Origin of the sequence: Roseateles sp. 22389 (genome assembly GCF_052044995.1) — a bacterium.
Classification (GTDB): domain Bacteria; phylum Pseudomonadota; class Gammaproteobacteria; order Burkholderiales; family Burkholderiaceae_C; genus Roseateles.
In genome coordinates this window covers 175295-200484 of sequence record NZ_JBQEOF010000003.1, presented here as the reverse complement: position 1 = coordinate 200484, position 25190 = coordinate 175295, and the positions used below count along the sequence as shown (strand labels likewise).

The 25190-nt window shown below is 69.8% G+C and carries 20 protein-coding genes; 15 read left to right on the top strand and 5 right to left on the bottom strand.

Features of this window, described 5'->3' with window-relative positions; translation table 11 throughout:
• Positions 1–32 precede the first annotated feature (32 nt).
• The 5 genes from ACTJKJ_RS05865 to ACTJKJ_RS05845 all read left to right on the top strand — a co-directional run bounded on the left by ACTJKJ_RS05865 (position 33) and on the right by ACTJKJ_RS05845 (position 4612).
• A complete protein-coding gene (locus tag ACTJKJ_RS05865; protein WP_440819970.1) occupies positions 33–2312 on the top strand; it encodes a molybdopterin cofactor-binding domain-containing protein in 2280 nt (759 codons plus the stop codon).
• Between the two features lie 14 nt (positions 2313–2326).
• Positions 2327–2785 carry a (2Fe-2S)-binding protein gene (locus ACTJKJ_RS05860; protein ID WP_091720293.1) on the top strand — a complete coding sequence of 153 codons (459 nt, stop codon included), beginning with the start codon at positions 2327–2329 and terminating at the stop codon, positions 2783–2785.
• A 36-nt stretch (positions 2786–2821) separates the two neighbouring features.
• Positions 2822–3484 carry an Isoquinoline 1-oxidoreductase subunit gene (locus ACTJKJ_RS05855; RefSeq protein ID WP_297387905.1) on the top strand — a complete coding sequence of 221 codons (663 nt, stop codon included), beginning with the start codon at positions 2822–2824 and terminating at the stop codon, positions 3482–3484.
• A 160-nt stretch (positions 3485–3644) separates the two neighbouring features.
• Positions 3645–4130, top strand: coding sequence for an Hsp20/alpha crystallin family protein (locus ACTJKJ_RS05850; protein WP_091720300.1), 486 nt, complete (start codon positions 3645–3647; stop codon positions 4128–4130).
• Positions 4131–4180: 50 nt separating this feature from the next.
• On the top strand, positions 4181–4612 hold the full coding sequence (locus tag ACTJKJ_RS05845; protein ID WP_343602460.1) for an Hsp20/alpha crystallin family protein: 432 nt from the start codon (positions 4181–4183) through the stop codon (positions 4610–4612).
• A gap of 134 nt (positions 4613–4746) precedes the next feature.
• On the opposite strand, the gene ACTJKJ_RS05840 is transcribed toward ACTJKJ_RS05845, so the two are convergent.
• On the bottom strand, positions 4747–5553 hold the full coding sequence (locus tag ACTJKJ_RS05840) for an amidohydrolase family protein (protein ID WP_440819864.1): 807 nt from the start codon (positions 5551–5553) through the stop codon (positions 4747–4749).
• Positions 5554–5594: 41 nt separating this feature from the next.
• Here ACTJKJ_RS05840 and ACTJKJ_RS05835 point away from each other — a divergent pair, with 41 nt between their 5' ends.
• Both ACTJKJ_RS05835 and ACTJKJ_RS05830 read left to right on the top strand, forming a co-directional pair.
• Positions 5595–6323: a GntR family transcriptional regulator gene (locus tag ACTJKJ_RS05835; protein ID WP_440819863.1), complete on the top strand. Its 729-nt coding sequence runs from the start codon at positions 5595–5597 to the stop codon at positions 6321–6323.
• A gap of 21 nt (positions 6324–6344) precedes the next feature.
• Positions 6345–7316: a tripartite tricarboxylate transporter substrate binding protein gene (locus tag ACTJKJ_RS05830; protein WP_440819862.1), complete on the top strand. Its 972-nt coding sequence runs from the start codon at positions 6345–6347 to the stop codon at positions 7314–7316.
• 39 nt (positions 7317–7355) lie between these two features.
• Here ACTJKJ_RS05830 and ACTJKJ_RS05825 read toward each other — a convergent pair whose 3' ends face one another.
• From ACTJKJ_RS05825 to ACTJKJ_RS05815, 3 genes are read right to left on the bottom strand one after another with little or no spacing between them, the layout of a single operon-like run.
• A complete protein-coding gene (locus tag ACTJKJ_RS05825; protein ID WP_440819861.1) occupies positions 7356–9476 on the bottom strand; it encodes an FUSC family protein in 2121 nt (706 codons plus the stop codon).
• Entirely contained in the window at positions 9476–12064 is a 2589-nt protein-coding gene (gene cphA, locus ACTJKJ_RS05820) for a cyanophycin synthetase (protein WP_440819860.1), read from the bottom strand. Before cphA ends, ACTJKJ_RS05825 begins: the two co-directional genes overlap by 1 nt.
• Positions 12065–12122: 58 nt before the next feature.
• Complete coding sequence (locus ACTJKJ_RS05815) at positions 12123–14300, bottom strand: cyanophycin synthetase (protein WP_440819859.1); 2178 nt, start codon at positions 14298–14300, stop codon at positions 12123–12125.
• 178 nt (positions 14301–14478) lie between these two features.
• Between ACTJKJ_RS05815 and ACTJKJ_RS05810 the strand changes: the two genes are divergently transcribed.
• From ACTJKJ_RS05810 to ACTJKJ_RS05775, 8 genes are all read left to right on the top strand, one after another.
• Entirely contained in the window at positions 14479–16785 is a 2307-nt protein-coding gene (locus tag ACTJKJ_RS05810; RefSeq protein ID WP_440819858.1) for a cyanophycin metabolism-associated ABC transporter, read from the top strand.
• Between the two features lie 18 nt (positions 16786–16803).
• Complete coding sequence (locus ACTJKJ_RS05805; protein WP_440819857.1) at positions 16804–17271, top strand: cyanophycin metabolism-associated DUF1854 family protein; 468 nt, start codon at positions 16804–16806, stop codon at positions 17269–17271.
• Between the two features lie 159 nt (positions 17272–17430).
• On the top strand, positions 17431–18609 hold the full coding sequence (locus ACTJKJ_RS05800; protein ID WP_091720335.1) for an isovaleryl-CoA dehydrogenase: 1179 nt from the start codon (positions 17431–17433) through the stop codon (positions 18607–18609).
• A 56-nt stretch (positions 18610–18665) separates the two neighbouring features.
• Positions 18666–19343 carry a carbonate dehydratase gene (gene can, locus ACTJKJ_RS05795; protein ID WP_091720339.1) on the top strand — a complete coding sequence of 226 codons (678 nt, stop codon included), beginning with the start codon at positions 18666–18668 and terminating at the stop codon, positions 19341–19343.
• Positions 19344–19389: 46 nt separating this feature from the next.
• Complete coding sequence (gene aceK / locus ACTJKJ_RS05790) at positions 19390–21267, top strand: bifunctional isocitrate dehydrogenase kinase/phosphatase (protein ID WP_440819969.1); 1878 nt, start codon at positions 19390–19392, stop codon at positions 21265–21267.
• 49 nt (positions 21268–21316) lie between these two features.
• Positions 21317–22495 (top strand): acetyl-CoA C-acyltransferase, encoded by a 1179-nt coding sequence (locus ACTJKJ_RS05785; protein ID WP_440819856.1) that lies wholly within the window; start codon positions 21317–21319, stop codon positions 22493–22495.
• An 11-nt stretch (positions 22496–22506) separates the two neighbouring features.
• Entirely contained in the window at positions 22507–23175 is a 669-nt protein-coding gene (locus ACTJKJ_RS05780) for an SDR family oxidoreductase (protein ID WP_091720345.1), read from the top strand.
• Between the two features lie 4 nt (positions 23176–23179).
• Positions 23180–24310 (top strand): acyl-CoA dehydrogenase family protein, encoded by a 1131-nt coding sequence (locus tag ACTJKJ_RS05775; protein WP_091720348.1) that lies wholly within the window; start codon positions 23180–23182, stop codon positions 24308–24310.
• An 89-nt stretch (positions 24311–24399) separates the two neighbouring features.
• On the opposite strand, the gene ACTJKJ_RS05770 is transcribed toward ACTJKJ_RS05775, so the two are convergent.
• The gene (locus tag ACTJKJ_RS05770) at positions 24400–25155 is read right to left on the bottom strand and encodes a carbonic anhydrase (RefSeq protein ID WP_440819855.1); all 756 of its coding nucleotides are present in this window, start codon (positions 25153–25155) and stop codon (positions 24400–24402) included.
• Positions 25156–25190 lie beyond the last annotated feature (35 nt).

Genomic DNA, 25190 nt, shown 5'->3' with positions numbered 1-25190 from the left:
TGCTCGACGACGAGCGACGCAGGGGTTTGGCCATGGTTACGCGAAGAACTGTGTTGCTCGGCAGTGCCGGCTTGGCGGGCGCGCTGGGGGCGCTGATGGTGGGCTGGACGGCGATACCGCCCAGGCCGCGCCTGGTTACGTCCGATCCGCTGCCGACTGGCCCGGGACAGTCGGCGCTGAACGGTTGGGTCAAGATCGGCGCGGACAACACGGTCGGCATCGTGATGTGCAAGGCCGAGATGGGGCAGGGCATCTACACCGGTCTGGCGATGGTGCTGGCGGAGGAACTTGATGCCGATTGGGCGCAGGTTCGCGTTGAACAGGCGCCCATCGACAAGATCTATCAGAACGTCGCCGGAATCGTCGAAAGCCTGCCCTTCCACCCCGATGACCACGGCACGCTGAAGGCCATCGCCGAGCGGATCACCGGCAAGGCGATGCGCGAGTTCGGTCTGATGCTCACGGGGACTTCCTCCAGCATGAGGGATCTCTGGTTGCCGATGCGCCAGGCCGGCGCGTCAGCGCGAGCGATGCTGTTGGCCGCCGCGTCCCAGGAATGGGGAGTGAAGGCGAGGGAATGCCGCGTTGAGGCAGGCCACGTGATGCACCCGTCCGGCAGGAGCGCATCCTTCGGAGAATTGGCGGCCGCAGCGGCGAGCCAGCCATTGCCCGATGCCGTTGTGCTGAAGGATCCCAAGACCTTCAAGTTGATTGGCAAGCCGCGTAAACGCCTCGAAGCCGCGTCGAAGATGGACGGCAGCGCACGCTTCGGCATCGACGTGCTGCAGCCCGGCATGCAATACGCCAGCGTGGAAATGTGCCCGACTCTGGGCGGCCGCGTCGCCAGCTTCGATGCCGCCGACGCGCAGAAGTTGCCTGGTGTGAGGAAGGTGCTTGCGCTGCCGCCGCTCTACGGCAGCACCGGTGGCGTCGCGGTGATTGCCGACACGCCCTACCACGCGATGCGCGCCGTCAAGGCGGTGCGCGTCGAGTGGGATGATGGGGTGGCGGCGAACTTGTCCTCCGATGAGATCTATCAGCGTCTGGCGCAATCGCTGGACACAGACGAAGGCTTCCACTTCTACAAGCATGGTGACGTCGATGCCGCGCTCAAGAGCGCCGTGAAGACCGTCAAGGCCGAGTACCGCGCGCCATATCTGGCCCACACGACGATGGAGCCGATGAACTGCACTGTCCAGTTCAAGGAGGGGCGCGCCACCGTATGGGCCGCTACGCAGGTTCCCGACATGGCGCGCCGCTCCGTGGCCAAGGTGCTGGGTCTCGCGGTCGAACAGGTCGACGTGCAGATGCAGCTGCTTGGTGGCGGTTTCGGCCGGCGCTGTGAAGTCGACGTGATCGCCCAGGCGGCGGCCATCGCCCGCGAGACGGGCGGCGCGCCGGTCCAGGTCATCTGGTCGCGCGAGCAGGACACGACGCATGACTTCTACCGTCCGGCATGCGTCTCGCGTTTCCAGGCCGGGCTTGACGCCTCCGGCCAGTTGCTGGGCTGGCTGAACACCTCGGCCGGTCAGGCCATCATGCCGCAGGTCATCGAGCGCATGCTCGGTTTGCGCGCCGCCGTGCCCGACCGGACCACCTCGGAAGGCGCCTTCGACCAGCCCTATGAGTGGCCCTCGGCACGCATCGGCCACGAGGCCGTGGAGTTGCTCGTGCCGGTCGGCTTCTGGCGCTCCGTCGGGCATTCGCACCACGCCTTCTTCAAGGAGAGCTTCCTCGATGAAGTGGCCCACGCCGCCGGGCGCGATCCAGTGGCCTTCCGCGCCGCGCTGCTGGCCAGGCACCCTCGGCACTTGAAGGTGCTGCAGCGCGCTGCCGAGTTGTCGGGTTGGGGCCAGCCCCTGCCTGCGGCCGCCGATGGCACCCAGCGTGCCCGTGGCGTGGCTCTGCATCAGTCTTTCGGCTCCATCGTGGCGCAGGTGGCGGAGGTGTCGGTGTCCCCCGACAAGCGCATCCGCGTCCACCGTGTGACCTGCGTGATCGACTGCGGCCTTGCCATCAACCCGAACCTGGTGCGCCAACAGATGGAAAGCGGCATCGTCTACGGCTTGTCGGCCGCGTTGAACGATGAGGTGCGCATCGAGAAGGGGCAGGTCCAGCAGACCAACTTCCACAACAACCCCGTGCTGCGCTTCGATGAATGTCCGGTGATCGACACCGAAGTCATCGCCAGCGACGAGAACCCCGAAGGCGTCGGCGAACCCGGTACGCCGCCGGTCGCCCCGGCTGTGGCGAACGCCCTGTTCACCCTCACCGGCCAGCGGCTGCGCCGCCTGCCACTGAAGCTGGCTTGACCCGGAGAAGTCTCATGACCCCGTTGACGATCAATCGCAAGCCTGTGGAGGTGCTGGCCGAGCCCGACACACCGCTGTTGTGGGTGTTGCGTGGCGAGCTGCAGCTGACCGGCACCAAGTTCGGTTGCGGCATGGCGCTGTGCGGCGCATGCACCGTGCACATCGATGGCGAGCCGACGCGCTCCTGCGTCACGCCGATCTCGGCGGTCGGCCTGCGCGAGGTGACCACCATCGAAGGGCTGTCCGGGCCGCAGGTGGCCACGCTGAAGGCAGCGTGGACCGATGTCGACGTGGTGCAGTGCGGCTACTGCCAGAGCGGGCAACTGATGGCCGCAGCTGCGCTGCTGAGGCAGAACCCCAAGCCGACCGATGCGGACATCGACGCCGCCATGGCCGGCAACATCTGCCGCTGCGGTACCTACCCGCGCATCCGTGCGGCCATCCATCAAGCGGCCGCGATGGCCGCAGCGTGAGCGGACCGGCACCCACGGCCGCCTTCGGGAGAGAGCATGTCGACATTCCCACCCACCCGCGGCTTCGGCGTGGGCCGCATGAAAACCGCCGGGATGCTCATCGCCGGCGGCTGGCTGCTGGCGGCCGGCTGGGTTCAGGCACAGCCCGCCGCCGCCAGTGCGCCGGCCACCACCTTGCGCTCGCCGTCGCAGTTCTCGAGCATCGCGGATGACAAGGCACGGTCGCAGGCCCTGTTTGTCGAAGCGGGCAAGGTGATCCAGCATCCCCGCTGTCTGAACTGCCATCCGAATGGCAACCGCCCACTGCAGGGCGACGGCATGCAGCTGCACCAGCCGTTGGTCTTGCGCGGCAAGGACGGTTTCGGCACCACGGCGATGCGTTGCGCCAGCTGCCACGGCGCCCAGAACTTCCAAGCGACGCGGAGTTTCAGCGTGCCGGGCAACGAGCATTGGCACCTGGCGCCGCTCGAGATGGCCTGGCACGGCCGTGCCCTCGGCGAGATCTGCAAGCAGCTGAAAGACCGATCACGCAACGGTGGCAAGACGATGGACCAGATCATCGACCACATGGCGCGCGATGAGTTGGTCGGCTGGGCCTGGTCTCCCGGTGCTGGCCGCGCGCCGGCGCCGGGCACCCAGAAGGAATTCACCGATCTGATCAAAGCCTGGGCGGACAGCGGCGCGCACTGTCCAAGGTAGCGCGTCTGTGGCGGGGTTCGGGCCCCGCGCGGCGGGCGCGGCATATGGGGACGGGCCACCCTCGATTTCAAGATCTTGAAGCGCGACCGGGCGCTCCTAGTTGGGGAGTCATGGCGGACACCCCGCCGCGACCCATCCGCAGGAAGCCAAGGAGCCCCGCATGTACCGTCAACTGTTTGCCCGTGAACTGTTCAACGACCTGGACCGCTTCCAGCGCGAGATGAGCAGCCTGTTCGAAGCCACCGCCGGCCGTGGCGTCGCGCGCGGGGGTTATCCGGCCCTCAACGTGGGCCTGTCGCCGGAGGCGGTGGAGGTCTATGCCTTCGCCCCCGGCCTGGACCCGGCCACGATCGGCGTGGACCTGGACCGCGGCGTGCTGAGCCTGTCCGGCGAGCGCGTGTCGCCGCTGGCCGCCAAGCCGTCCGCGACCGAGGGCGACGGCGAGACCGCGGCCCAACCGGCCGCGTCGGCCGGCAAGACCATCGTCCATCAGCGCGAGCGCTTCGCCGGCAAGTTCCGCCGCGTTGTCAGCCTGCCCGACGACATCGATCCGGAGCAGGTGACCGCGTCCTACAAGGACGGCGTGCTGCGCGTCAGCGTCAAGCGCCGTCCCGCGCCGCAGCCCCGCCGCATCGACATCCACTGATCCGCGCCCGCCGCGATCAAGTCCCCGGAACCCCGAGACGAAAGCATTTCATGAGCACGACCGCCGTTCACACCCCCGCCACCGACGCCGCCACCGTGTCGGCTTCGACCTTTGCCGCCGCCTCGACGCAGGCCGCGCGCCGACGCGACGACTACGCGATCCAGCCCGCCGTCGACGTGATCGAGGACGCGCAAGGCTTGACGCTGTTCGCCGACCTGCCCGGCGTGCCGCGCGAGCAGCTCCAGTTGCGCGTCGACCAGGACCGCCTGGTCATCGAGGCCGAGATGCAACTGGACCTGCCCGCCGGACTGGCCGCCGGCCATGTCGAGGTGTCGCGCCAGTTCTATCGCCGCGCGTTCACGCTGAGCAAGGAACTCGACGCCGACCAGATCAGCGCCGAACTGAACCACGGCGTGCTGCGGGTGCGCATCCCCAAGGCCGCGCACGCGCAGCCGCGCAAGATCGACGTCAAGCTGAGCTGACCTTGCAGGCGTGCCGGCCTGCCTCGGGCCGGCCGCGATCGTCGACCTGAATGACGCGGGCTCCCAGTCGGGAGCCCGTGTCGCGTCCGGATCCCACCTTCGCCGGTTTGGATCAGACGCCGCGCGGCGCGCTTTCAGAACCGGTACAGCCGGCGCGCGTTGCCGGCTCGCAGCGCCTCGAGCGTCCCGCTCGTTCCCGCCGCGTCCTCGAGCCACGCGGGCGAGGTCGATGCGTCCCGCGCCTGCTCATGCGCCGTGCAGGGCCAGTCGCTGCCCCACATCAGGCGCCCCGGGCCGATCAGGTCCAGCCAGCGGGACAGCAGCACCGTCGCCTCGCAACCGGCCGTCAGGCGATAGGGCGCGCTGAGCTTCACATGCAGCCGATCCCGCTGGGCGGGTGCCAAGGCCTCGAGCTCCGACGCCGCCGCGGGCTTGCCAAAGTGGTCCGCGACGACGGTCAGCGCCTGCGGTATCCGGGCCAGGACTTCCGCCAGCCGGCCGTGGTCCGTGTGGACCTGCACATGCCAGTCCAGCGCCTGGAGGCGCTCGAACAGCGGATGCCATTCCGCGCCCAGCCGGTGATCGCCGCCCACGAGATTGAGCCGCACGCCGCGCACGCCCAGCGCCTGCATGCGCTCAAGTTCAGCCATGGCGATGTCCGGCGCGACCACCACCACGCCGCGCAGTCGTCCGGTCTGCTCCGCCAGCAGCCGCAGCAGGTGGGTGTTGTCGGTGCCCAGGAAGCTCGGCTGCACGAGCACGCCCTGCGTGACGCCATGAGGCGCCGTGGCTGCGACCCAGGCCTCCAGCGGCGCCGCGTAGGCCGGCACATAGCGCGCGCCGGGCACGCCAGTGCCGGTCAGCGGGAAGGCGTGGAAATGGGCGTCGACCACGCCCGCGCCGGGCGCGGGCTTGACGTCGGAAGTGGGCGTCGGCATCATGCGCGCATTCTAGTCCTATAGAGGACTATAGGAAAACCACCTTGGACACAGGACTTCCGACCGCGGCCGGCGTGAGCCGGTATGCCCAGCTCGCGCAGGAGCTGCGCCAGCGCATCGTCGGTGGGGAATGGGCCGCCGGCGCGGCCATTCCCGCCGAGACCGAACTGGCGGAACGCTTCGGCGTGGCGCTGGGCACGGTGCGTCAGGCCGTGGCCATGCTTGCCGCCGAAGGCATCGTCCAGCGCGTGCATGGCAAGGGGACCTTCGTCACGCAGGGGCTGAACGGCCCGTCGCTGCTGCGCTTCTTCCGCTTCCGCGGGCCGACGGACGAGCCGCCGACGGCCCGCGTCCATCGCTGCCAGACGGTGCGGCTGCGCGCAGCCGAAGCGCTGGCCCTGGGCCAGCAGACCGGCGACGCGGCGCTGCGGGTGAAGCGGGTCCGGCTGCTGGCGGGGCGGCCGGTGCTGGCCGAGGACCTGCTGCTGCCGCTGGACCGCTTCGAGGCGCTGCGCGCGCTCCCGACCCGCGAGTGGGAGGACCTGCTTTATCCGATGCTGGCCCGGCTCTGCGGCGTGACCGTCGCGCGGGCCAATGACGAGCTGAGCTTCGGGCACCTGGACGCGGCGACCGCCGCGCTGCTGGACCTGCCCGAGGGCGCGCCCGCGATCCGCGTCGACCGGCAGGCCTTCGACCTGGGCGGCCACTGCATCGAGCTGCGCACCACCTGGGGCGACGCGACCGCCTTCCACTACAGCGCCGAGATGCGCTGATCGCTTTATCAGGAGACCACGATGATCGGACGACGCCCTGCCGTGATGACGGCGCTTGCCCTGGCCTGCGGCCTGTCGACGGGCGCCTGGGCGCAAGCCTGGCCCAGCAAGCCGGTGACCTTGATGGTCAGCTACCCGCCGGGCGGCGGCGCCGACCTGATCGCACGGCTGATCGCGCCCAAGCTGGGCGAGGCGCTCGGCCAGACCGTCATCATCGAGAACCGCCCCGGCGGCAGCGGCCAGATCGCCGCCGGCGCCGTGGCGCGCGCGCCGGCCGACGGCTACACGCTGTTGTTCGACGCCTCGTCCTACGCGGTCACGCCGACGCTGTTCCCCAACTCGCCCTACAAGCAGGGCAAGGCCTTCAAGACGGTCGCGGTCACGGCGCTGTTCCCCAACGTGGTCCTGGTCAACGCCCAGTTCCCCGCGAAGACGGCCGCTGAGCTGGTCGCTGCAGCCAGGGTGAAGACCGACCAGGTGGCCTTCGCGTCGTCGGGCAACGGCTCGGCGCAGCACATCGCCGGCGTGCTGTTCGAGCAGGCCGCGAAGGTCGAGATGATGCATGTGCCCTACAAGGGCGGCGGTCCGGCGCTGACCGACGTCATCGGCGGCCAGGTGCCGGTCTTCTTCGGCAACGTGGCCTCGACGCTGCAGTACGTGAAGCAGGGCAAGCTGCGCCCGCTGGCGGTGAGCGGCCGTCAGCGCTCGGCGGCGCTGCCCGAGGTGCCCACCGGCGCCGAGGCCGGCCTGACCGGCTTCGAGATGTACGAGTGGAACGGCCTGTTCGCGCCGGCGGGGACGCCGGCACCGGTGGTCGAGCGCCTGTCGCGGGCCGTCCAGCAGGCGCTGGCCGCGCCGGAAGTGAAGGCCCGGATCGTGGAACTGGGCGGCGAGCCCTTCGCCGGCGGCGTCGCCGAGTCCGGCAAGTTCGTCGAGGCCGAGCTCAAGCGGATGTCGACCCTCATCAAGGAGCGGCACATCACGGTGGAGTGATCACGATGGCGTGATCGCCCGCGTGGTGGGGCCGGGCGATCAGTTCAGCCGCGACACCGGCATCTCCGCCTCGGGTGGCGCCGCCATCGCGGCGAACGCCGCCTCGGCGGCCTGGCCCGCGCGCGCCGCGTCGTCCAGGCTGACCTGCATGCGGCGCCGCATCCACGGCCGGATGTCCTCCAACGGGCCGACGTCCGGCAGCAGGCTCCAGTCCTGCAGCGCCTGCACCGCGTGCGGCACCGGCTCCTGGCCGGCCAGCGCGCGCTGCAGTTTCGCGGCCGCGGCCGGCATCTCGGCCATCAGGTCGCCGTCCAGCTCCTTGCCGCGCCGCATCAGGCTCTGCCGCATCATCGACAGGTGGGCCATCAGGCGGTAGCCGTGGTCCAGCACCGCATTGAGCTCGTCCTGCGGCGGCCGCACCCGGCGCGGTTCCGCCGCGCTGCGCTGCAAGGCGGCGGACAGCGCTGCCAGCGCGTCATAGGCCTGGCGCCGCGCCATGCGCTGGGTGAGCGCGCCCGCAGGCGTCATCGCCGCGGTCATCGCCTGCAGCGCGTACTGCTGCAGCGCGTGCTGCGCCCGCTTCAGCGCGCGCGGCAGGTTGCGCCGCTCCCAGGCCGGCAGCACGTAGCTGAAGGCCCAGGCCAGGACCGCGCCCAGCACCGTGTCGGCCAGCCGCTCCGAGACCGCGATCCCGTGCGACGGATCGGCCAGGTGCGACTGCAGTAGGGCCAGCATCGTCGCGGCGATGGCGGTGACCAGGTAGCGGCGGGTGACGAACGCATGCGCGATGCCGACCGCCACCTGCAGCACGACGATCCACAGCGTCTGGCTGGGGATCAGCGACAGCGCCAGCATCAGCCCGCAACCGATCGCCGTGCCCAGCACCCGCAGGTTGCGGCGCTCCAGCGTCTGGTCCAGGCTGCCGCGCAGCACGACCGCCACCGACAGCACCAGCCAGTGCGGATGGGAGGCCCAGGGCAGCGCCAGCGCGATGAAGTAGGCCGAGGCCAGCGCCAGCGTGCTGCGCAGCGCGTGCCGCAGCACCGGCGAGTCCAGGTGCAACTGCGCCCGCAGCAGGCCCATGGGCCAGCCGACCGGCGTGACGAACTGGCGCAGCGTGCCGGCGTCCAGCGCCAGCGGCGGCACCGGCTGGGCGACGTCCAGCGCGCGGCCCATCGCCAGCACCTCGCCGTCCAGGTGCGAGAGTCGGTCCTGCAGCACCAGCTGCAGGCGGGTGCGCGGATCCTGGGGCGGCAGCTCCGGCCAGTGCGTCGGCCGCACCGTGTTCATCGCGGGCGCGCGCTCGTCGAGCAGCGCATCGCGGTACTCGTCCAGCAGCACGCCCAGCGCCTTGAGCCGGCCCACCAGCGCCGCGCGCATCTGCTGCCCGACCGGGTCCTCGCCCAGCAGTTCCAGGTCGAGCCGGCTGGCCAGCATCAGGTCGCGCAGCTCCACCACGTGCAGCAGCACCGCGGCGCTGCGCGGGTCGGTGCGGGCGCGCGGGAACACCTGGTCGCGCGCGGTCTGCAGCAGCTCGGCGAGCTGGGCCTCGTTGCCCAGCCAGTCGCGCATCGCATGGGCCGCGCCGCCGCTGCCCAGCAGCTCGGCGCGCGCGGTCAGCAGCTGGGCCAGGCCGTGCAGCGCCTCGGCCAGCGCGAGGCGATGGAAGCGCCGCTGCAGCAGCGCGCTGGTCAGCACGCTCCACAGCAGGTAGAGCGCGATGCCGGCCGCGCCGCTGGCCAGCACCACCGGCAGCGGCTGCGGCGGCCAGGCCAGCGCGAAGACCATGGCCAGGATGGGCGCGAACGAGACCGGGCCCGCGCGCGGGCCCCAGCTCAGCAGCAAGGCGCTGCCGAAGGCCAGCGCGGCCACCAGCACGCCCATCGCGATGCGGTAGGGATGCAGCACCGCGACCAGCCCGACCGCCAGCAGCGACATCGCGCCGGCGGTGAGCACCCGGTTGCGGTTGCGCCGGACGCTGCCCGGCAGATCGGCCAGGCTGGCACAGATGGCGCAGGCCATCGCCAGTTGCGAGGCGACGTGCGACAGCGCGGCGGGCGCCGCGTGCGACACGATCGCCTGCACCAGCATCACCCCCAGGGCGACGCTGAGGCCGTTCCACCAGTGCGCCGGCCAGTGACGCCAGCGACCGACCGCCATCAGGCTTCCCGGACGCGCTGGTTCAGGTGGGCCAGGGCTTCCTCGACCTGGTCGACCAGCACCAGGCACAGGTCGCCCGGCTGCAGGCGTTCCAGCGCGCGGTCGATCGCGACGAACTCGCCGCGGATCTCCTCGATGTGCCTCGTCCGGGTCGCGCCCTTGAGGCCTTCCTGCAGCAGCGCCAGGACTTCGCCGTCCTCGCGCCCGCGCTGGCAGGCGTCCTGGAACAGGATGGCCTCGTCGAAGGCCTCGCCCAGGATCTGGGTCTGGATGCGGATGTCCTCGTCGCGGCGGTCGCCGGCGCCCGAGATCACCACCGAGCGCTTGTTGGCCGGCAGCGCCTGCACCGCCTGCACCAGCGCGCGCATCGCGTCGCCGTTGTGGCCGTAGTCGGCGATGACGGTCGCGCCGCGGTAGTCCATCACATTGAAGCGGCCCGGCACGCTGTCCGGGTCGCTCATGAAGCTGGCCAGCCCGCGCCGGATCGTGTCCCAATCCAGGCCCACGCCCCAGGCCGCCGCCACCGAGGCCATCGCGTTCTCGTTCTGGAACGGGATCGCGCCGCCGCGGGTGAAGGGGATGTCGCGCAGCGGGATGGACTCGCGCCACGCGCCTTGCGCCGCGACCAGCGCGTCGCCGTCGATGTAGACGCAGCGCTTGCCCTGCGCGCGGTGGGTGGCCATCAGCGGATGGTGGCGGTCGCTGGCGAAGAAGATCACCTGGCCCGGGCAGACCTCGGCCATCTTGGCCACGACCGGGTCGGCGGCGTTGAGCACCGCATAACCGTTGTCGGCCACGTTCTGCACGATCACGCGCTTGACCAGCGCCAGTTCCTCGACGGTGTTGAGGAAGTTCATGCCCAGGTGGTCGCCCTCGCCCAGGTTGGTCACCACCGCCACCTGGCAGCGGTCGAAGCCCAGGCCCTCGCGCAGCACGCCGCCGCGCGCGGTCTCGAAGACCGCGGCCTCGACGTCCGGATGCATCAGCACGTTGCGGGCGCTCTTCGGGCCCGAGCAGTCGCCGCTGTCGGTCTGGCGGCCGTCGACGTAGACGCCGTCGGTGTTGGTCATGCCCACGCGCAGGCCCTGCGTCGCGAACATGTGCGCCACCAGGCGCGAGGTCGTCGTCTTGCCGTTGGTGCCGGTGACCGCGACGATGGGGATGCGGCCGTCCTCGTTCGCGCTGCCGCGGTTGCCCGGGCCGTAGATGCTCGAGATGATGGCTTCGCCGACATCGCGGCCCTTGCCGTAGGACGGGCTCAGGTGCATGCGCAACCCCGGCGCGGCGTTGACCTCGACGATGCCGCCGCTCTGCTCCTCGAGCGGCTTGTGCACGCTCTCGGCCACCACGTCGACGCCGCAGACATGCAGGCCGACGACCGTCGCCGCCGCGATCGCGCGCGCCGCGACCTCGGGATGCACGTCATCGGTCACGTCGGTGGCGGTGCCGCCGGTGGACAGGTTGGCGTTGTTGCGCAGGATCACGCGGCGGCCCTTGTCGGGCACCGATTCGGGCGTCAGCTCCTGCAGGTCCAGGCGCGCGATGGCGATGTCGTCCAGGCGGATCTTCGTCAGCGAGGTGGCGTGGCCGTCGCCGCGGCGCGGGTCCTCGTTGACCTTGTCGACCAGCTGACGCACCGTGTGCACGCCGTCGCCGATCACGTTGGGCGGATCGCGGCGGGCCGCGGCCACCAGCTTGTCGCCGACTACCAGCAGGCGGTAATCGCTGCCGGGCAGGAACTTCTCGACCATCACGGTGCCGATCTCGTCGGCCGCCTTGTAGGCCATCTCCAGATGCTCGCGGGTGGCGACGTTCACCGTCACGCCCTTGCCCTGGTTGCCGTCCAGCGGCTTGACCACCACGGGCAGGCCGATCTCCTGCGCCAGCTCCCAGGCTTCGTCGACCGAGTTCACCGGCGCGCCGATCGGCACCGGCACGCCGGCCGACTGCAGCAGGCGCTTGGACAGGTCCTTGTCCTGCGCGATCGATTCGGACACCGCGCTGGTGGCGTCGACCTCGGCCGCCCAGATGCGGCGCTGCTTGACGCCCCAGCCCAGCTGCACCAGCGAGCCCTGCGTCAGGCGGCGGAAGGGGATGCCGCGCTTGCAGGCGGCGTCGACGATGGAGCCGGTCGAGGGGCCGAGGCGGATGTCCTCGTCGGTCTCGCGCAGCGCCTTGATGGCGGCGTCGGCGTCGAAGGCGCCGCCGGACTGGGCCGCGGCGATCAGCTCGACGGCCTTGTCGAAGGCCATGCGGCCGACGTCTTCCTCGCTGTACTCGACGACGACCTGGTAGGTGCCCGGCTCGGACGTGGTGTGGGTGTGGCTGAAGGTCACCGGGCAGCCGGCCTGGGCCTGCAGCGCGAGCGCCGCCTGCTCCAGCACATGGGCCAGCGTGATGGGCGACTTGGCGCTGCTGGCCGGCCGCAGCGGGCCGATGCCGGGGAAGCGCTCGCGCAGGCGGGCCTCGAAGCCGGCCATGTCGGCGAGCGCGCGCTCGGTCTCGCTGCAGTGCACGACCGCCTCGATGGCGGTGTGGCGGCTCCACATGTTGGGGCCGCGGAGGGCGCGGGTGCGGGAGACTTCCATCTGTCGTCTTTCGGTTCGACTGTTCTTTGAAGGGGCGATCGGAACGGCGGCCGCGCGCTTACTGCGGCAGGTCCGGCACGAAGGTGTCCAGGCCGGCGGAGATCAGCTCGGGCGAGATGCCCATCGCCCACGCGGTGGCGACGGCGGCCAGCACCGAGTCGGTGGCGATCTCCTGCCCGGCCGCGCGGAAGCGGGCCTGCAGCGAGTCGACGTTGGCGCCCGAGGTTTCCGCCGTGCCCTGCGCCAGCATCGCGGCGCCGCCGCGCAGGAACACGCCGCGGCCTTCCCGCCCGCGGTGCGCGGACAGCGCCTCGTTGGCGGCGTCCTGGGCGTAGAAGATGACCTCGCCGTCGGAGAGCTCCGCCATCTCGGCCACCTTGGCCTCGTCAGCGTTGAGCACGGCGACGCCGTCGGACAGCACCACGTCCACCTGCGTGCGCAAGACCTTGAAGAGCTGGTCCTCGGTCAGGATGTCGTGCTGGTCGAGCTCGGGCACGCGGCCCATGTCGGTGACGACGCCGACCTGGCAGCGGTCGTAGGCCAGGCCGTCGCCCAGGATGGTGCCGGCGCCGTTCTCCACGACGATCGCGTCGACCGCGCGGTTCATCAGCAGGCGGTGGCTGGCGGCCCAGGTCGCGCTGGGCTTGCGCTCGACGCGGCGGGTGCCCAGGAACAGGCCGGCGCCGCAGGCCAGGCCGACGTGGCGGCCGTTCAGGTGCAGCAGCCAGCCGACCAGGCGCGCGATCTGCGCCGTGCCGCGCGAGCCGGCCACGCCCACGATCGGGATGCGGCCGTTCTCGTCCTCGGCGAACAGGTGGTCGATGATGGCCTGGCCCACCGGCTGGGGCATGCCCTCTGCGGGCTTCAGGTGCATCAGCAGGCCGGGGCCGGCGTTGACTTCGACGATGGCGCCGCCGGTCTCGGACAGCGGCCGCGAGATATCGCTGCAGACCAGGTCGACGCCGGCGATGTCCAGGCCAACGGTGCGCACCGCCAGCGAGACCGCATGGGCGACCTCGGGGTGGATCTGCGCGGTGCAGTCGATCGCGACGTTGCCATTGCGCTGGATCAGCACGCGGCGGCCGGCCTCGGGCACGCCGTCGCCGGACAGGCCCTGGCGCTGCAGGTCCAGCAGCACGACCGGGTCGTCGCGGATGTCGATGCGGTTGAGCGGGAAGTCCTCGGTCGTGCCGCGGCGCGGATCGGTGTTGATCTGCAGGTCGATCAGCTCGACGACGCTGTGCGTGCCGTCGCCGGTGACCCAGGCTTCCTCGCCGCGGGCCGCGGCGACCACCTGGCCGCCGACCACCAGCAGGCGGTGCTCCATGCCGGGGATGTAGCTCTCGACCAGCACTTCCGAGCCTTCCTTGTCGGCCAGGTGGAAGGCGGCCTCGACATCGGCCTGGTGGCGCAGGTCCAGCGTGACGCCGCGGCCGTGGTTGCCGTCCGAGGGCTTGACGACGACCGGCAGGCCCAGGTCCTGGGCGACGTCCCAGGCCTCGGCGGCGGTCTTGACCGCCTGGCCGGCGGGCACCGGCACGCCGACGGACTTCAGCAGTTCCTTGGTCAGGTCCTTGTCGCGCGCGATGCCTTCGGCGATCGCGCTGGTCATGTCGGTCTCGGCCGTCCAGATGCGGCGCTGGCGCGCGCCATAGCCGAGCTGGACCAGGTTGCCGTCGTTCAGGCGGATGTGGGGGATGCGGCGGTCGGTCGCGGCGGCCACGATGGCGGCGGTCGACGGGCCGAGGTAGCAGTCGTCCAGCTTGTCGCGGATCGCCTCGACGGCGGCGCCGACGTCGAAGTCGTCGCCATTGATCGTGGCCATCAGCAGCGCATGGCCCTGCTCCAGCGCGCAGCGGGCGACCTGCTCGTCGCGGGCGCGGAAGACCATGCGATAGACGCCATGCTGCGAGGTGGAGCGGGTCTGGCCGAAGCCGGTGGGCATGCCCGCCAGGTTCAGCAGCTCGATGACGACGTGCTCCAGCACATGGCCCATCCAGGTGCCTTCGGTCAGGCGCTGCAGGAAGCCGCCGCGCTCGCCCACGCCGCAGTGGTGCTCTTCCAGCGCCGGCAGGCGCTTGCACAGGCGCTCGGTGAAGCCGGGGATCAGGTTCGAGGGATGTTCCTCCAGGCCACCCAGGTCCAACCAGGTTTCCAGCACCGGACGGTAGGTCCACATGTTGGGGCCGCGCAGGTAGTTGATGCGCAGGAGCTTGATGTCGTCGTGTCGGCTCATGAGGGGTGGGAACGTGGAAGGGGGCCGCCCGGCGGACCACCGGAGAGGAATGCGAAGCACAATTGTGCGCTTAAGCGAAAATCCCGCGAAAAATGCCGCATCCGGGTTGGTCCGGGTCTTGGCCTGACCAGGGAAGCGGCGAAGAACGTCCGGTTTCGAAGATCGCAGAACAACACAAATGCAGCATCAACATCCTGTCGCGTCGGCCAGTGCCGGCGGCGTTTCGCTCGCCGAGGCCTTCGCGTCACGCCTGCGGCGTGGCGAGAACGTCCGGGCCACGCTGGAGGTTGACCTCGACGCGCGATTGCGCTTCGCCCCGGGCGGTCTGCAACTCACCGATCAGCGGCTGCTGTCGCTGGAGCCCGCCGAGGACGGCGCCGGCGCGCTGGTCGAGCGCGAATGGCCGCTGACGCCGGCGCTGCGCCTGGCGCTGTCGGACCATGCCGGCCTGGGCCTGCTGGAACTCGTCGACGAGCGCGGCCGGCTGGCCCAGTGGCGCTTCACGATGAAGGTCAACCTGCAGGCCCAGCGCTTCCAGGACGCCTTCAACCGTCGCGATGAACCGGCGCTGACCCAGGACGCCGAACCCGAGCTCTGCCCGAGCTGCCAGGCCGTGCTGCCCGAGGACAGCGAGGAATGCCCCTCCTGCGCGCGGGAGCTGCACACGCCGCCCTCGACCTGGGTGCTGCTGCGGCTGTGGCGCTTCGCCCGGCCCTATCGCGGCCAACTGCTGCTGGGTTTCCTGCTGATGCTGGGCGCCACTGGCGCGACGCTGGTGTCGCCCTACCTGACCATGCCGCTGATGGACGACGTGCTGATCCCGTTCCAGCAGGGCCGCCAGATCGACACCGGCCTGGTGGCGCTCTACCTGGGCGGCCTGCTGGGCGCGGCGATCGTGTCCTGGATCCTGGGCTGGGCCAAGACCTACATCCTCGCGCTGGTCTCCGAGCGCATCGCCGCGGACCTGCGCACGGCGACCTTCGACCACCTGCTGGGCCTGTCGCTGGAGTACTTCGGCTCCAAGCGCACCGGCGACCTGATGAGCCGCATCGGCTCGGAGACCGACCGCATCAGCGTCTTCCTGTCGCTGCATGCGCTGGACTTCATCACCGATTGCCTGATGCTGCTGATGATCACGGTGATCCTGTTCTCCAACAACGCCTGGCTGGCGCTGGCCACGCTGGTGCCGCTGCCCTTCATCGCCTGGCTGATCCACCTGGTGCGCGACAAGCTGCGCACCGGCTTCGAGAAGATCGACCGCGTCTGGGGTGAGGTGACCTCGGTGCTGGCCGACACCATCCCCGGCATCCGCGTGGTCAAGGCCTTCGCGCAGGAGCGCCGCGAGGCCGAGCGCTTCCGCAGCGCCAACAAGCACAACCTGCTGGTCAACGACCGGCTCAACAAGACCTGGAGCCTGTTCACGCCCAGCGTGTCGCTGCTGACCGAGATCGGGCTGCTGGTGGTGTGGGCCTTCGGCATCTGGCTGATCGCGCATTCGCAGATCACGGTCGGCACGTTGACCGCGTTCCTGGCCTACATCGGCCGCTTCTACGGGCGGCTGGACTCGATGAGCCGCATCGTCTCGGTGACGCAGAAGGCCGCCTCCGGCGCCAAGCGGATCTTCGACATCCTCGACCACCATTCCAACGTGCCCGAGCCGGCCCAGCCGGTCCGGCTGGAGAAGGTGCGTGGCGGGCTGACGCTGCAGGACATCGGCTTCCGCTACGGCAACCGGACGGTGATCCGCGACCTGAATCTCGAGATCCAGCCCGGCGAGATGATCGGCCTGGTCGGCCACAGCGGCTCGGGCAAGAGCACGATGGTCAACCTGATCTGCCGCTTCTACGACGTCACCGAAGGCGCGATCAAGCTGGACGGCGTGGACCTGCGCCGCTTCTCGCTGGCCGACTACCGCCGCCACATCGGCCTGGTGCTGCAGGAGCCCTTCCTGTTCTTCGGCACCATCGCGGAGAACATCGCCTACGGCAAGCCGGACGCGACGCGCGAGGAGATCGTCGCCGCGGCCCGCGCCGCGCATGCGCATGAATTCATCCTGCGGCTGCCGCAGGGCTACGACTCGCTGGTGGGCGAGCGCGGCCAGGGGCTGTCCGGCGGCGAGCGCCAGCGCATCTCGATCGCGCGGGCGCTGCTGATCGATCCCCGCATCCTGATCATGGACGAGGCCACCTCGGCGGTGGACACCGAGACCGAGAAGGAGATCCAGAAGGCGCTGGACAACCTGGTGCGGGGCCGCACGACGATCGCGATCGCGCACCGCCTGTCGACGCTGCGCAAGGCCGACCGGCTGGTGGTGATGGACCGCGGCGAGATCGTCGAGGTCGGGCCGCACGACGAGCTCATCGCCAAGCAGGGCGCCTACTGGCGGCTGTGGGAGGCGCAGGCCCGCCGCGTCGACGCGGAGGAGCAGGACAGCGTCGTCGTCGTCGCGCCCAACGTCAATGTCCACACGGCCACGCAGGCCTGACCGCGCCGAGGTGTCTTCATGAGCAACATCCAGTCCCTGGCGCGCAATCCGTTCGGCCGGTTGGTCCTGGTCGACGCGACCGGCCAGACCCATGACAACGTCACGCCGGTGCGGGCGCATCCGCTGTCCGCGCCCGAGGAGGGCATCTCGCTGGTCGGCACCGACGGCCATGAGATCGCCTGGATCGACCGCCTCGGCGACCTGCCCGAGGCGCAGCGCACGCTGCTGCGCGACGAACTCGATCATCGCGAGGTCACGCCCACGGTGCTGAAGCTGCTGGCGGTGTCGACCTTCTCGACGCCGTCGCAATGGACCGTCGAGACCGATCGCGGCACCACCGAGTTCATCCTCAAGAGCGAGGAAGACATCCGGCGCATCGGGGAAGGGCGGCTGCTGATCGCCAGCTCCCACGGCCTGCACTTCCTGGTGCCGGACCGCTTCTCGCTGGACCGGCATTCGCGCAAGCTGCTCGAGCGATTCCTCTAACGCCGATCCATCAGTTCCGGGGCCACCCTTACGCATTTATGCAATAGCCGAAACGGTACAGACCTGCCCTACAATTGACGTTTACGTAAACGTAAGAGAGCGAATTGCCCAGCGCGCGTCCCGAGCGGCGCGCGTGGAGGTGGTCGAGGAGACATCCCCATGAGCCTGCCCGGTCTGAACTTCCACCTCGGCGAAGACATCGACGCGCTGCGCGACGCGGTGCGCGAATTCGCCCAAGCCGAGATCGCCCCCCGCGCGGCGGAGATCGACCGCAGCGACCAGTTCCCGATGGACCTGTGGCGCAAGATGGGCGACCTGGGCGTGCTGGGCGTCACCGTGCCCGAGGAATTCGGCGGCGCCGGCCTGGGCTACCTGGCCCACATGGTCGCGATGGAGGAGATCTCCCGCGCCAGCGCCTCGGTGGGCCTGAGCTACGGCGCCCACTCCAACCTGTGCGTCAACCAGATCAAGCGCAACGGCAACGAGGCGCAGAAGAAGAAGTACCTGCCCAAGCTGATCTCCGGCGAGCACGTCGGCGCGCTGGCGATGAGCGAGCCGGGCGCCGGCTCCGACGTCGTGTCGATGAAGCTGCGGGCCGAGGACAAGGGCGGCTACTACGTCCTCAACGGCACCAAGATGTGGATCACCAACGGCCCCGATGCGGACACGCTGGTCGTCTACGCCAAGACCGAGCCCGAACTCGGCGCCCGCGGCATGACCGCCTTCCTGATCGAGAAGGGCATGAAGGGCTTCTCGATCGCGCAGAAGCTGGACAAGCTCGGTATGCGCGGCAGCCACACCGGCGAGCTGGTGTTCCAGAACGTCGAGGTGCCGGCGGAGAACGTCCTGGGCCAGGTCGGCGGCGGCACCAAGGTGCTGATGTCGGGCCTGGACTACGAGCGCGCCGTGCTGGCCGCCGGTCCGATCGGCATCATGCAGGCGGTGATGGACAACGTCGTCCCCTACATCCACGACCGCAAGCAGTTCGGCCAGTCCATCGGCGAATTCCAGCTGATCCAGGGCAAGGTCGCCGACATGTACACGGTCCTGCAGGCCGCGCGCGCGTTCTGCTACACGGTGGGCAAGAACCTGGACGCGCTCGACGGCGCGCACGTGCGGCAGGTGCGCAAGGACTGCGCCTCGGTCATCCTGTGGTGCGCCGAGAAGGCCACCTGGATGGCGGGCGAGGGCATCCAGATCTTCGGCGGCAACGGCTACATCAACGAATATCCGCTCGGCCGGCTCTGGCGTGACGCGAAGCTCTACGAAATCGGCGCGGGCACGTCCGAGATCCGCCGCATGCTGATCGGCCGCGAGCTCTTCGCCGAAACGATGTGAGGCCTTCGCGGGTGCGACAGGCCGGTGTCCGCCCGCAACCGCGACAATCCCGCCCCATGAGCACCAACGACCACATCGACGGACTGCTGGACAACAACCAGCGCTGGGCCACCGAAACCGAGGAGCGCAGCCCCGGCTTCTTCTCGCGCCTGCTGAAGCAGCAGACCCCGCAGTACCTCTGGATCGGCTGTGCCGACAGCCGCGTGCCGGCCAACGAGCTGGTCGGGCTGCTGCCCGGCGAGCTCTTCGTCCACCGCAACGTGGCCAACGTCGTGGTCCATTCCGACCTGAACTGCCTGTCGGTGATGCAGTTCGCGGTCGACCAGCTCAAGGTCCAGCACATCATCATCGTCGGCCACAGCAACTGCGGCGGCGTGCGCGCCGCGCTGCAGGACCTGCGCGTGGGCCTGGTGGACAACTGGCTGCGCCATGTGCAGGACGTGCGCAACCACCACCAGGACTGGCTGGACCAGCTGCCCGAGGAGCAGCGCGTCAATGCGCTGTGCGAGCTCAACGTGCTGGAACAGGCCCGCAACGCCTGCCAGACGACAGTGGTGCAGGACGCCTGGTCGCGCGGCCAGTCGGTGGCGGTGCACGGCTGGGTCTACGGGCTGCACAACGGCCTGCTCAAGGACCTGAGCGTCACCGCCGCGGGGCCGGAGGACGTCGGCCCGGCCTACCGCCGTGCGCTGGAAGCGCTGCAGCGCCGCTACGAGGCGGCCATGGGCCGCTGAGCCCGCGCGGCCAGGACCGGACATGAGCGGAACGGACGGCGGCGCCATGTTCCCCCACGAGCTCAACGACCCGCGCGCCTTCGAGATCGCGCAGGCCATGCTCGAGGGCTTCGACAAGCACTACCGGCTCTTCCGCGCCGCGTCGGCCACCGCCAAGCAGCGCTTCGAGCAGGCCGACTGGCACGGCCAGCAGCGCGCACAGCGCGAGCGCATCGAGTTCTACGACCTGCGCGTCGACGAGGCCGTCGCGCTGCTGGAGGCGCGCTACAAGACCAGCGAGCTGCCGAGCGAGGTCTGGCAGCAGGTCAAGCTGCACTACATCGGGCTGCTGACCCGCCACCTGCGCCCGGAACTGGCCGAGACCTTCTTCAACTCGGTCACGACGCGCATCCTGCACCACAGCTACTTCCACAACGAGTTCATCTTCGTCCGGCCCGCCATCTCGACCGAGTTCATCGAGAACGAGGAGCCCGCCGCCCAGCCGACCTACCGCTGCTACTACCCCTCGCAGGACACGCTGCGCGACACCTTCATGCGCATCGTCTGGAACTTCCAGCTGGCGCTGGAGTTCGAGGACCTGGGCCGCGACATCGACCTGGTGCTGAAGGCGGTGGGCGAGCAGCTCGGCGCCTTCCGCTGGCGCACCAACTTCCAGGTGCAGGTGCTGTCCTCGCTGTTCTTCCGCAACAAGGGCGCGTACATCGTGGGCAAGGTCGTCAACGGCTTCAGCGAGACGCCGTTCGCGCTGCCCATCCTGCACAAGGAACCCGGCCCGGGCGAGGCCGCGCCGGCCAAGGCCAAGGGCGCGAAGGCCAATGGCGCGAAGGACGCGGCCGCGGCGCGCCGGCTCTACATCGACGCGGCGCTGTTCGGCGAGGACGAACTGCAGATGCTGTTCAGCTTCGCGCGCGCCTACTTCCTCGTGGACATGGAGGTCCCGAGCGCCTACGTGCAGTTCCTGCGCTCGCTGATGCCGCGCAAGCCGCGTTCGGAGATCTACTCGGCGCTGGGGCTGCAGAAGCAGGGCAAGAACCTGTTCTACCGCGACTTCCTCAACCACCTGCGCCACAGCAGCGACAAGTTCCGCATCGCGCCCGGCATCAAGGGCATGGTGATGCTGGTCTTCGACCTGCCGTCGTATCCCTTCGTCTTCAAGGTCATCAAGGACTTCTATCCGCCGCAGAAGGACACGACGCGCGAGCAGATCCAGTCCAAGTACCTGCTGGTCAAGCAGCACGACCGCGTGGGGCGCATGGCCGACACGCTGGAGTACACCCGCGTGGCCTTCCCGCGCCACCGCTTCGAGGACGAGCTGGTGGCCGAGCTCCGGCACTTCTGCCCCTCGCTGCTGGAGGAGACGGGCGAGGACCTCGTCATCAAGCACCTGTACATCGAGCGCCGCATGGTGCCGCTCAACATCTACCTGCAGGAAGCCTCGCCGGCGCAGCTGGCGCATGCGGTGGTCGAGTACGGCAACGCGATCAAGGACCTGGTGGCGGCCAACATCTTCCCGGGCGACATGCTGTGGAAGAACTTCGGCGTGACGCGCCATGGCAAGGTCGTGTTCTACGACTACGACGAGATCGAATACCTCACCGACTGCAACTTCCGCAAGGTGCCCGCGCCGCGCAACGAGGAGGAGGAGCTGTCCGGCGAGGTCTGGTACCACGTCAACAAGCTGGACGTGTTCCCCGAGACCTTCGGTCCCTTCCTGCTCGGCCATCCGGGCGTGCGCGACGTCTTCATGGCGCATCACGCCGATCTGCTCGATCCGGCGTTCTGGCAGACCCACAAGGAGCGCATCCTGGCGGGTCATGTCGAGGACGTCTTCCCCTACGACCCGCACAAGCGCTTCCATGTCCACGACGCCGCGCCGGCCCTGAAGGTGCCGGAGCCGCAGGACCGGGAGCTTCCCATCCACTGATCCGCCGCGGTCCCGTGGGGCCGCACCGATTCCCTTGAAGGAGACCCCCATGTCCGATTCCATCGTCATCGTTTCCGCCGCGCGCACGCCGATCGGCGGCCTGCTGGGCGACTTCGCCGGCCTGGCCGCGTGGGAGCTGGGCGCCATCGCGATCAAGGCGGCCGTCGAGCGCGCCGGCGTGCCGGCCGACTCGATCAGCGAAGCCCTGATGGGCAACTGCCTGATGGCCGGCCAGGGCCAGGCGCCGGCCCGCCAGGCGGTGCTGAAGGCGGGCCTGCCGCAGTCGGTGGGTGCGGTCACGCTGTCCAAGATGTGCGGCGCCGGCATGCGCGCGGTCATGTTCGCGCACGACACGCTCAAGGCCGAGAGCGCCGACGTCATGATCGCCGGCGGCATGGAGTCCATGACCAACGCGCCGCACCTGATGTTCGCGCGCAAGGGCGTGAAGTACGGCGCCGCGCAGATGTATGACCACATGGCGCTGGACGGCCTGGAAGACGCCTACGAGCGCGGCAAGGCCATGGGCGTCTTTGCCGAGCAGTGCGTCGACAAGTACGCCTTCACGCGCGAGGCGCAGGACCAGTTCGCCATCGCCTCGACCGATCGCTCCAAGCGCGCCAACGAGGATGGTTCCTTCGCCTGGGAGATCGCGCCGGTGACGATCGCCGGCAAGGGCGGCGACACGGTGGTCTCGCGCGACGAGCAGCCGTTCAAGGCCAAGCTGGACAAGATCCCGACGCTCAAGCCGGCGTTCAAGAAGGACGGCTCGATCACGGCCGCGACCTCGTCGTCGATCTCCGACGGCGCGGCGGCGATGGTGCTGATGCGGGAATCGACCGCCAACAAGCTGGGCGTGAAGCCGGTGGCGCGCATCGTCGGCACGGCGGTGCATGCCAACGCGCCGGAGTGGTTCACGACCGCGCCGGTGGGCGCGATCCAGAAGCTGCTGGCCAGGAACCAGTGGGACGCCAAGAGCGTCGACCTCTGGGAAGTCAACGAAGCCTTCGCCGCCGTCACGATGGCCGCGATGGCCGAGTTCAAGCTGCCGCACGAGATCGTCAACGTCAACGGCGGCGCCGTCGCGCTGGGCCATCCGATCGGCGCCTCGGGCGCGCGCATCCTGGTGACGCTGCTGGGCGCGCTCCAGCATCGCGGCCTCAAGCGCGGCGTCGCCGCGCTGTGCATCGGCGGCGGCGAAGCGACGGCCGTCGGCGTCGAGCTGATCTGAGGACGGGCCGGATGGCGCAAGTCCTCATCATCGGCGCGTCGCGCGGCATCGGCCTGGAGCTGGTGAAGCAGCATCGCGCGAGCGGCGACACCGTCGTCGCCACCGCGCGCGACGAGGCCAGCCTGGAGAAGCTGCGCGCGCAGGGCGCGACGGCGATCAAGCTGGATGTCTCGGACATGATCAGCATCGCCGGCCTGGCCTGGCAGCTCGACGGCTACCAGTTCAACCGCGTCATGTACGTGGCGGGCCTGTACGGTCCGAAGACCATCGGCCTGCAGCCGCCGAGCGCGGCCGATTTCGACGCCGTCATGCACACCAACGTGCTGGGTCCGATGCGGGTGCTGCCGCAGCTGCTGGACGCGCTGGCGCCGGACGCGCGCATCGGCATCCTGTCCTCGCGGATGGGATCGCTGACGCTGCGCGCCAACTCGGCGGGCTGGGTCTACCGCGCGTCCAAGGCGGCGGTGAACTCGGTGATGAAGGACGTCGCGCTGACGCTGGACGGCCGCGCGACCTGCGTCAGCCTGCATCCGGGCTGGGTCAAGACCGACATGGGCGGGCAGGAGGCCGACATCGACGTCGCCACCAGCGCCTCCAGCCTGCGCCAGGTGCTCGACGGCCTGAAGCCGGGCGACAACGGCGGCTTCTTCAACTACGACGGCAGCCCGCTGCCCTGGTGATCCCATGATCCTTTCCGAAGACCACCGCGCCGTCCAGGACGCCGTCCGCGCCTACGTGCAGGACCAGATCGCGCCGAAGGCGGCCGAGTGGGACAAGTCCCACCACTTCCCGGCCGCCGAGCTCAAGGGCCTGGCCGAGCTCGGCTGCTACGGCGTGGCCGTGCCGCACGAGTACGACGGTGCGGGCCTGGACTACCTGGCGCTGGCGATCATCCTGGAGGAGATCGGCGCCGGCGATGGCGCGACCTCGACGGTGGTCAGCGTCAACAACTGCCCGGTGTGCAGCATCCTGATGGCCTTCGGCAACGAGGACCAGAAGGAGCGCTTCCTCAAGCCGCTGGCGCGCGGCGACATGCTGGGCGCGTTCTGCCTGACCGAGCCGCATGTGGGCTCGGAGGCCGGCGGGCTGAAGACGACCGCCGTGCGCGAGGGCGACGAGTACGTCCTGAACGGCGTGAAGCAGTTCATCACCAGCGGCAAGAACGGCGACGTCGCCATCGTGATGGCGGTGACGGACAAGGCGGCCGGCAAGAAGGGCATCTCGGCCTTCCTGGTGCCGACGTCCACGCCGGGCTACGTGGTGGCGCGCATCGAGGACAAGATGGGCCAGCACGCCAGCGACACGGCGCAGATCCTGTTCGAGAACTGCCGCGTGCCCGCCGCCAACCGGCTGGGCGACGAAGGGCAGGGCCTCAAGATCGCGCTGTCGGGGCTGGAGGGCGGGCGCATCGGCATCGCGTCGCAGTCGGTGGGCATGGCGCGCGCGGCCTTCGAGGCGGCGCTGCGCTACAGCAAGGAGCGGGTCGCCTTCGGCGTGCCGATCTTCGAGCACCAGGCGATGCAGCACAAACTCGCCGACATGGCCACGCAGATCGAGGCCGCGCGCCAGCTGATCTGGCACGCCGCGTCGCTGAAGGACGCCGGCCAGCCCTGCCTGAAGGAGGCGGCGATGGCCAAGCTCTTCGCCAGCGAGATGGCCGAGCGCGTCTGCTCCGCCGCCATCCAGATCCACGGCGGCTACGGCTACGTCAGCGACTTCCCCGTCGAGCGGATCTACCGCGACGTCCGGGTGACGCAGATCTACGAAGGCACGTCCGAGGTCCAGAAGATCCTGATCGGACGCGCGCTGGGCTGAAGCCGGCGCCACGTCGCGGCCCGGGAGGGCCGCGGTGCGCTACCCGCGGCGGCGGGGCACCGGGCCGCCGGTCCGCGGCCCGGAAGCGGTCATTCGCCGCTTTCCTTGATCTCGCGACCGTTGAGCGGCTGCACCGGCCGCGCATTGCTGCCGACCAGCTTGCGGAAGGCCTCGATCTGGGCGGCCGACAGCGTGATCGGCGCCTTCAGGACCATCCAGTGCACGCCTTCCGAGCAGGGCGGCGTGGTCAGCGAGCCGGTGAAGTCGTAGTAGCCCAGCGTCTTGGGCAGCAGCGCGGACAGGTCCAGCGACAAGCCGTCCACGCTGATCTTCTCGCCGGCGCGGGGCAGGTGGTCGAACACCGGGGACAGCGCCGGATTGGCCTGGCCGGCTTGGATCAGCACGGCCACGACACCGAGGTCGCCGGCGGCGTTCTTGTGGACGAAGTGCACCACCATCGGCATCGACTTGCCCTTGATGAGCTCCTCGCTGGGGGTGTGGAAGTGGAACTGCAGCAGCTCGTAGCTCTGGCCGCCGACGTCCACCGTGTTGCCGGCCGGCAGGTTCACCTGGACCGTGTGGCCGTTGTTCCAGATCGTCGGCGCGGCGTTGCCGTAATGGAAAGCGAGCGCGGGCAGGTCCGCCTTGACCGCATGGTCGATGTTGATCGGGCTCTGCTGGTGGCCCAGCGCGCAGGTGGCGAAGGACGGGTCGACCTCGCTCCAGTGGGCGGCGCCTTTTTCGCCGGTGTATTCCCAGTGCGGCGCCGGTGCGGCGACGGCGAGGGTGGACGACAGGAGGCCGATCGACAGGGCGGCGAACAGCGGGCGTGCGGACAGGTTCATGAGAGAAGGCGCCAAATGAGACGTGGGAGGAAGTC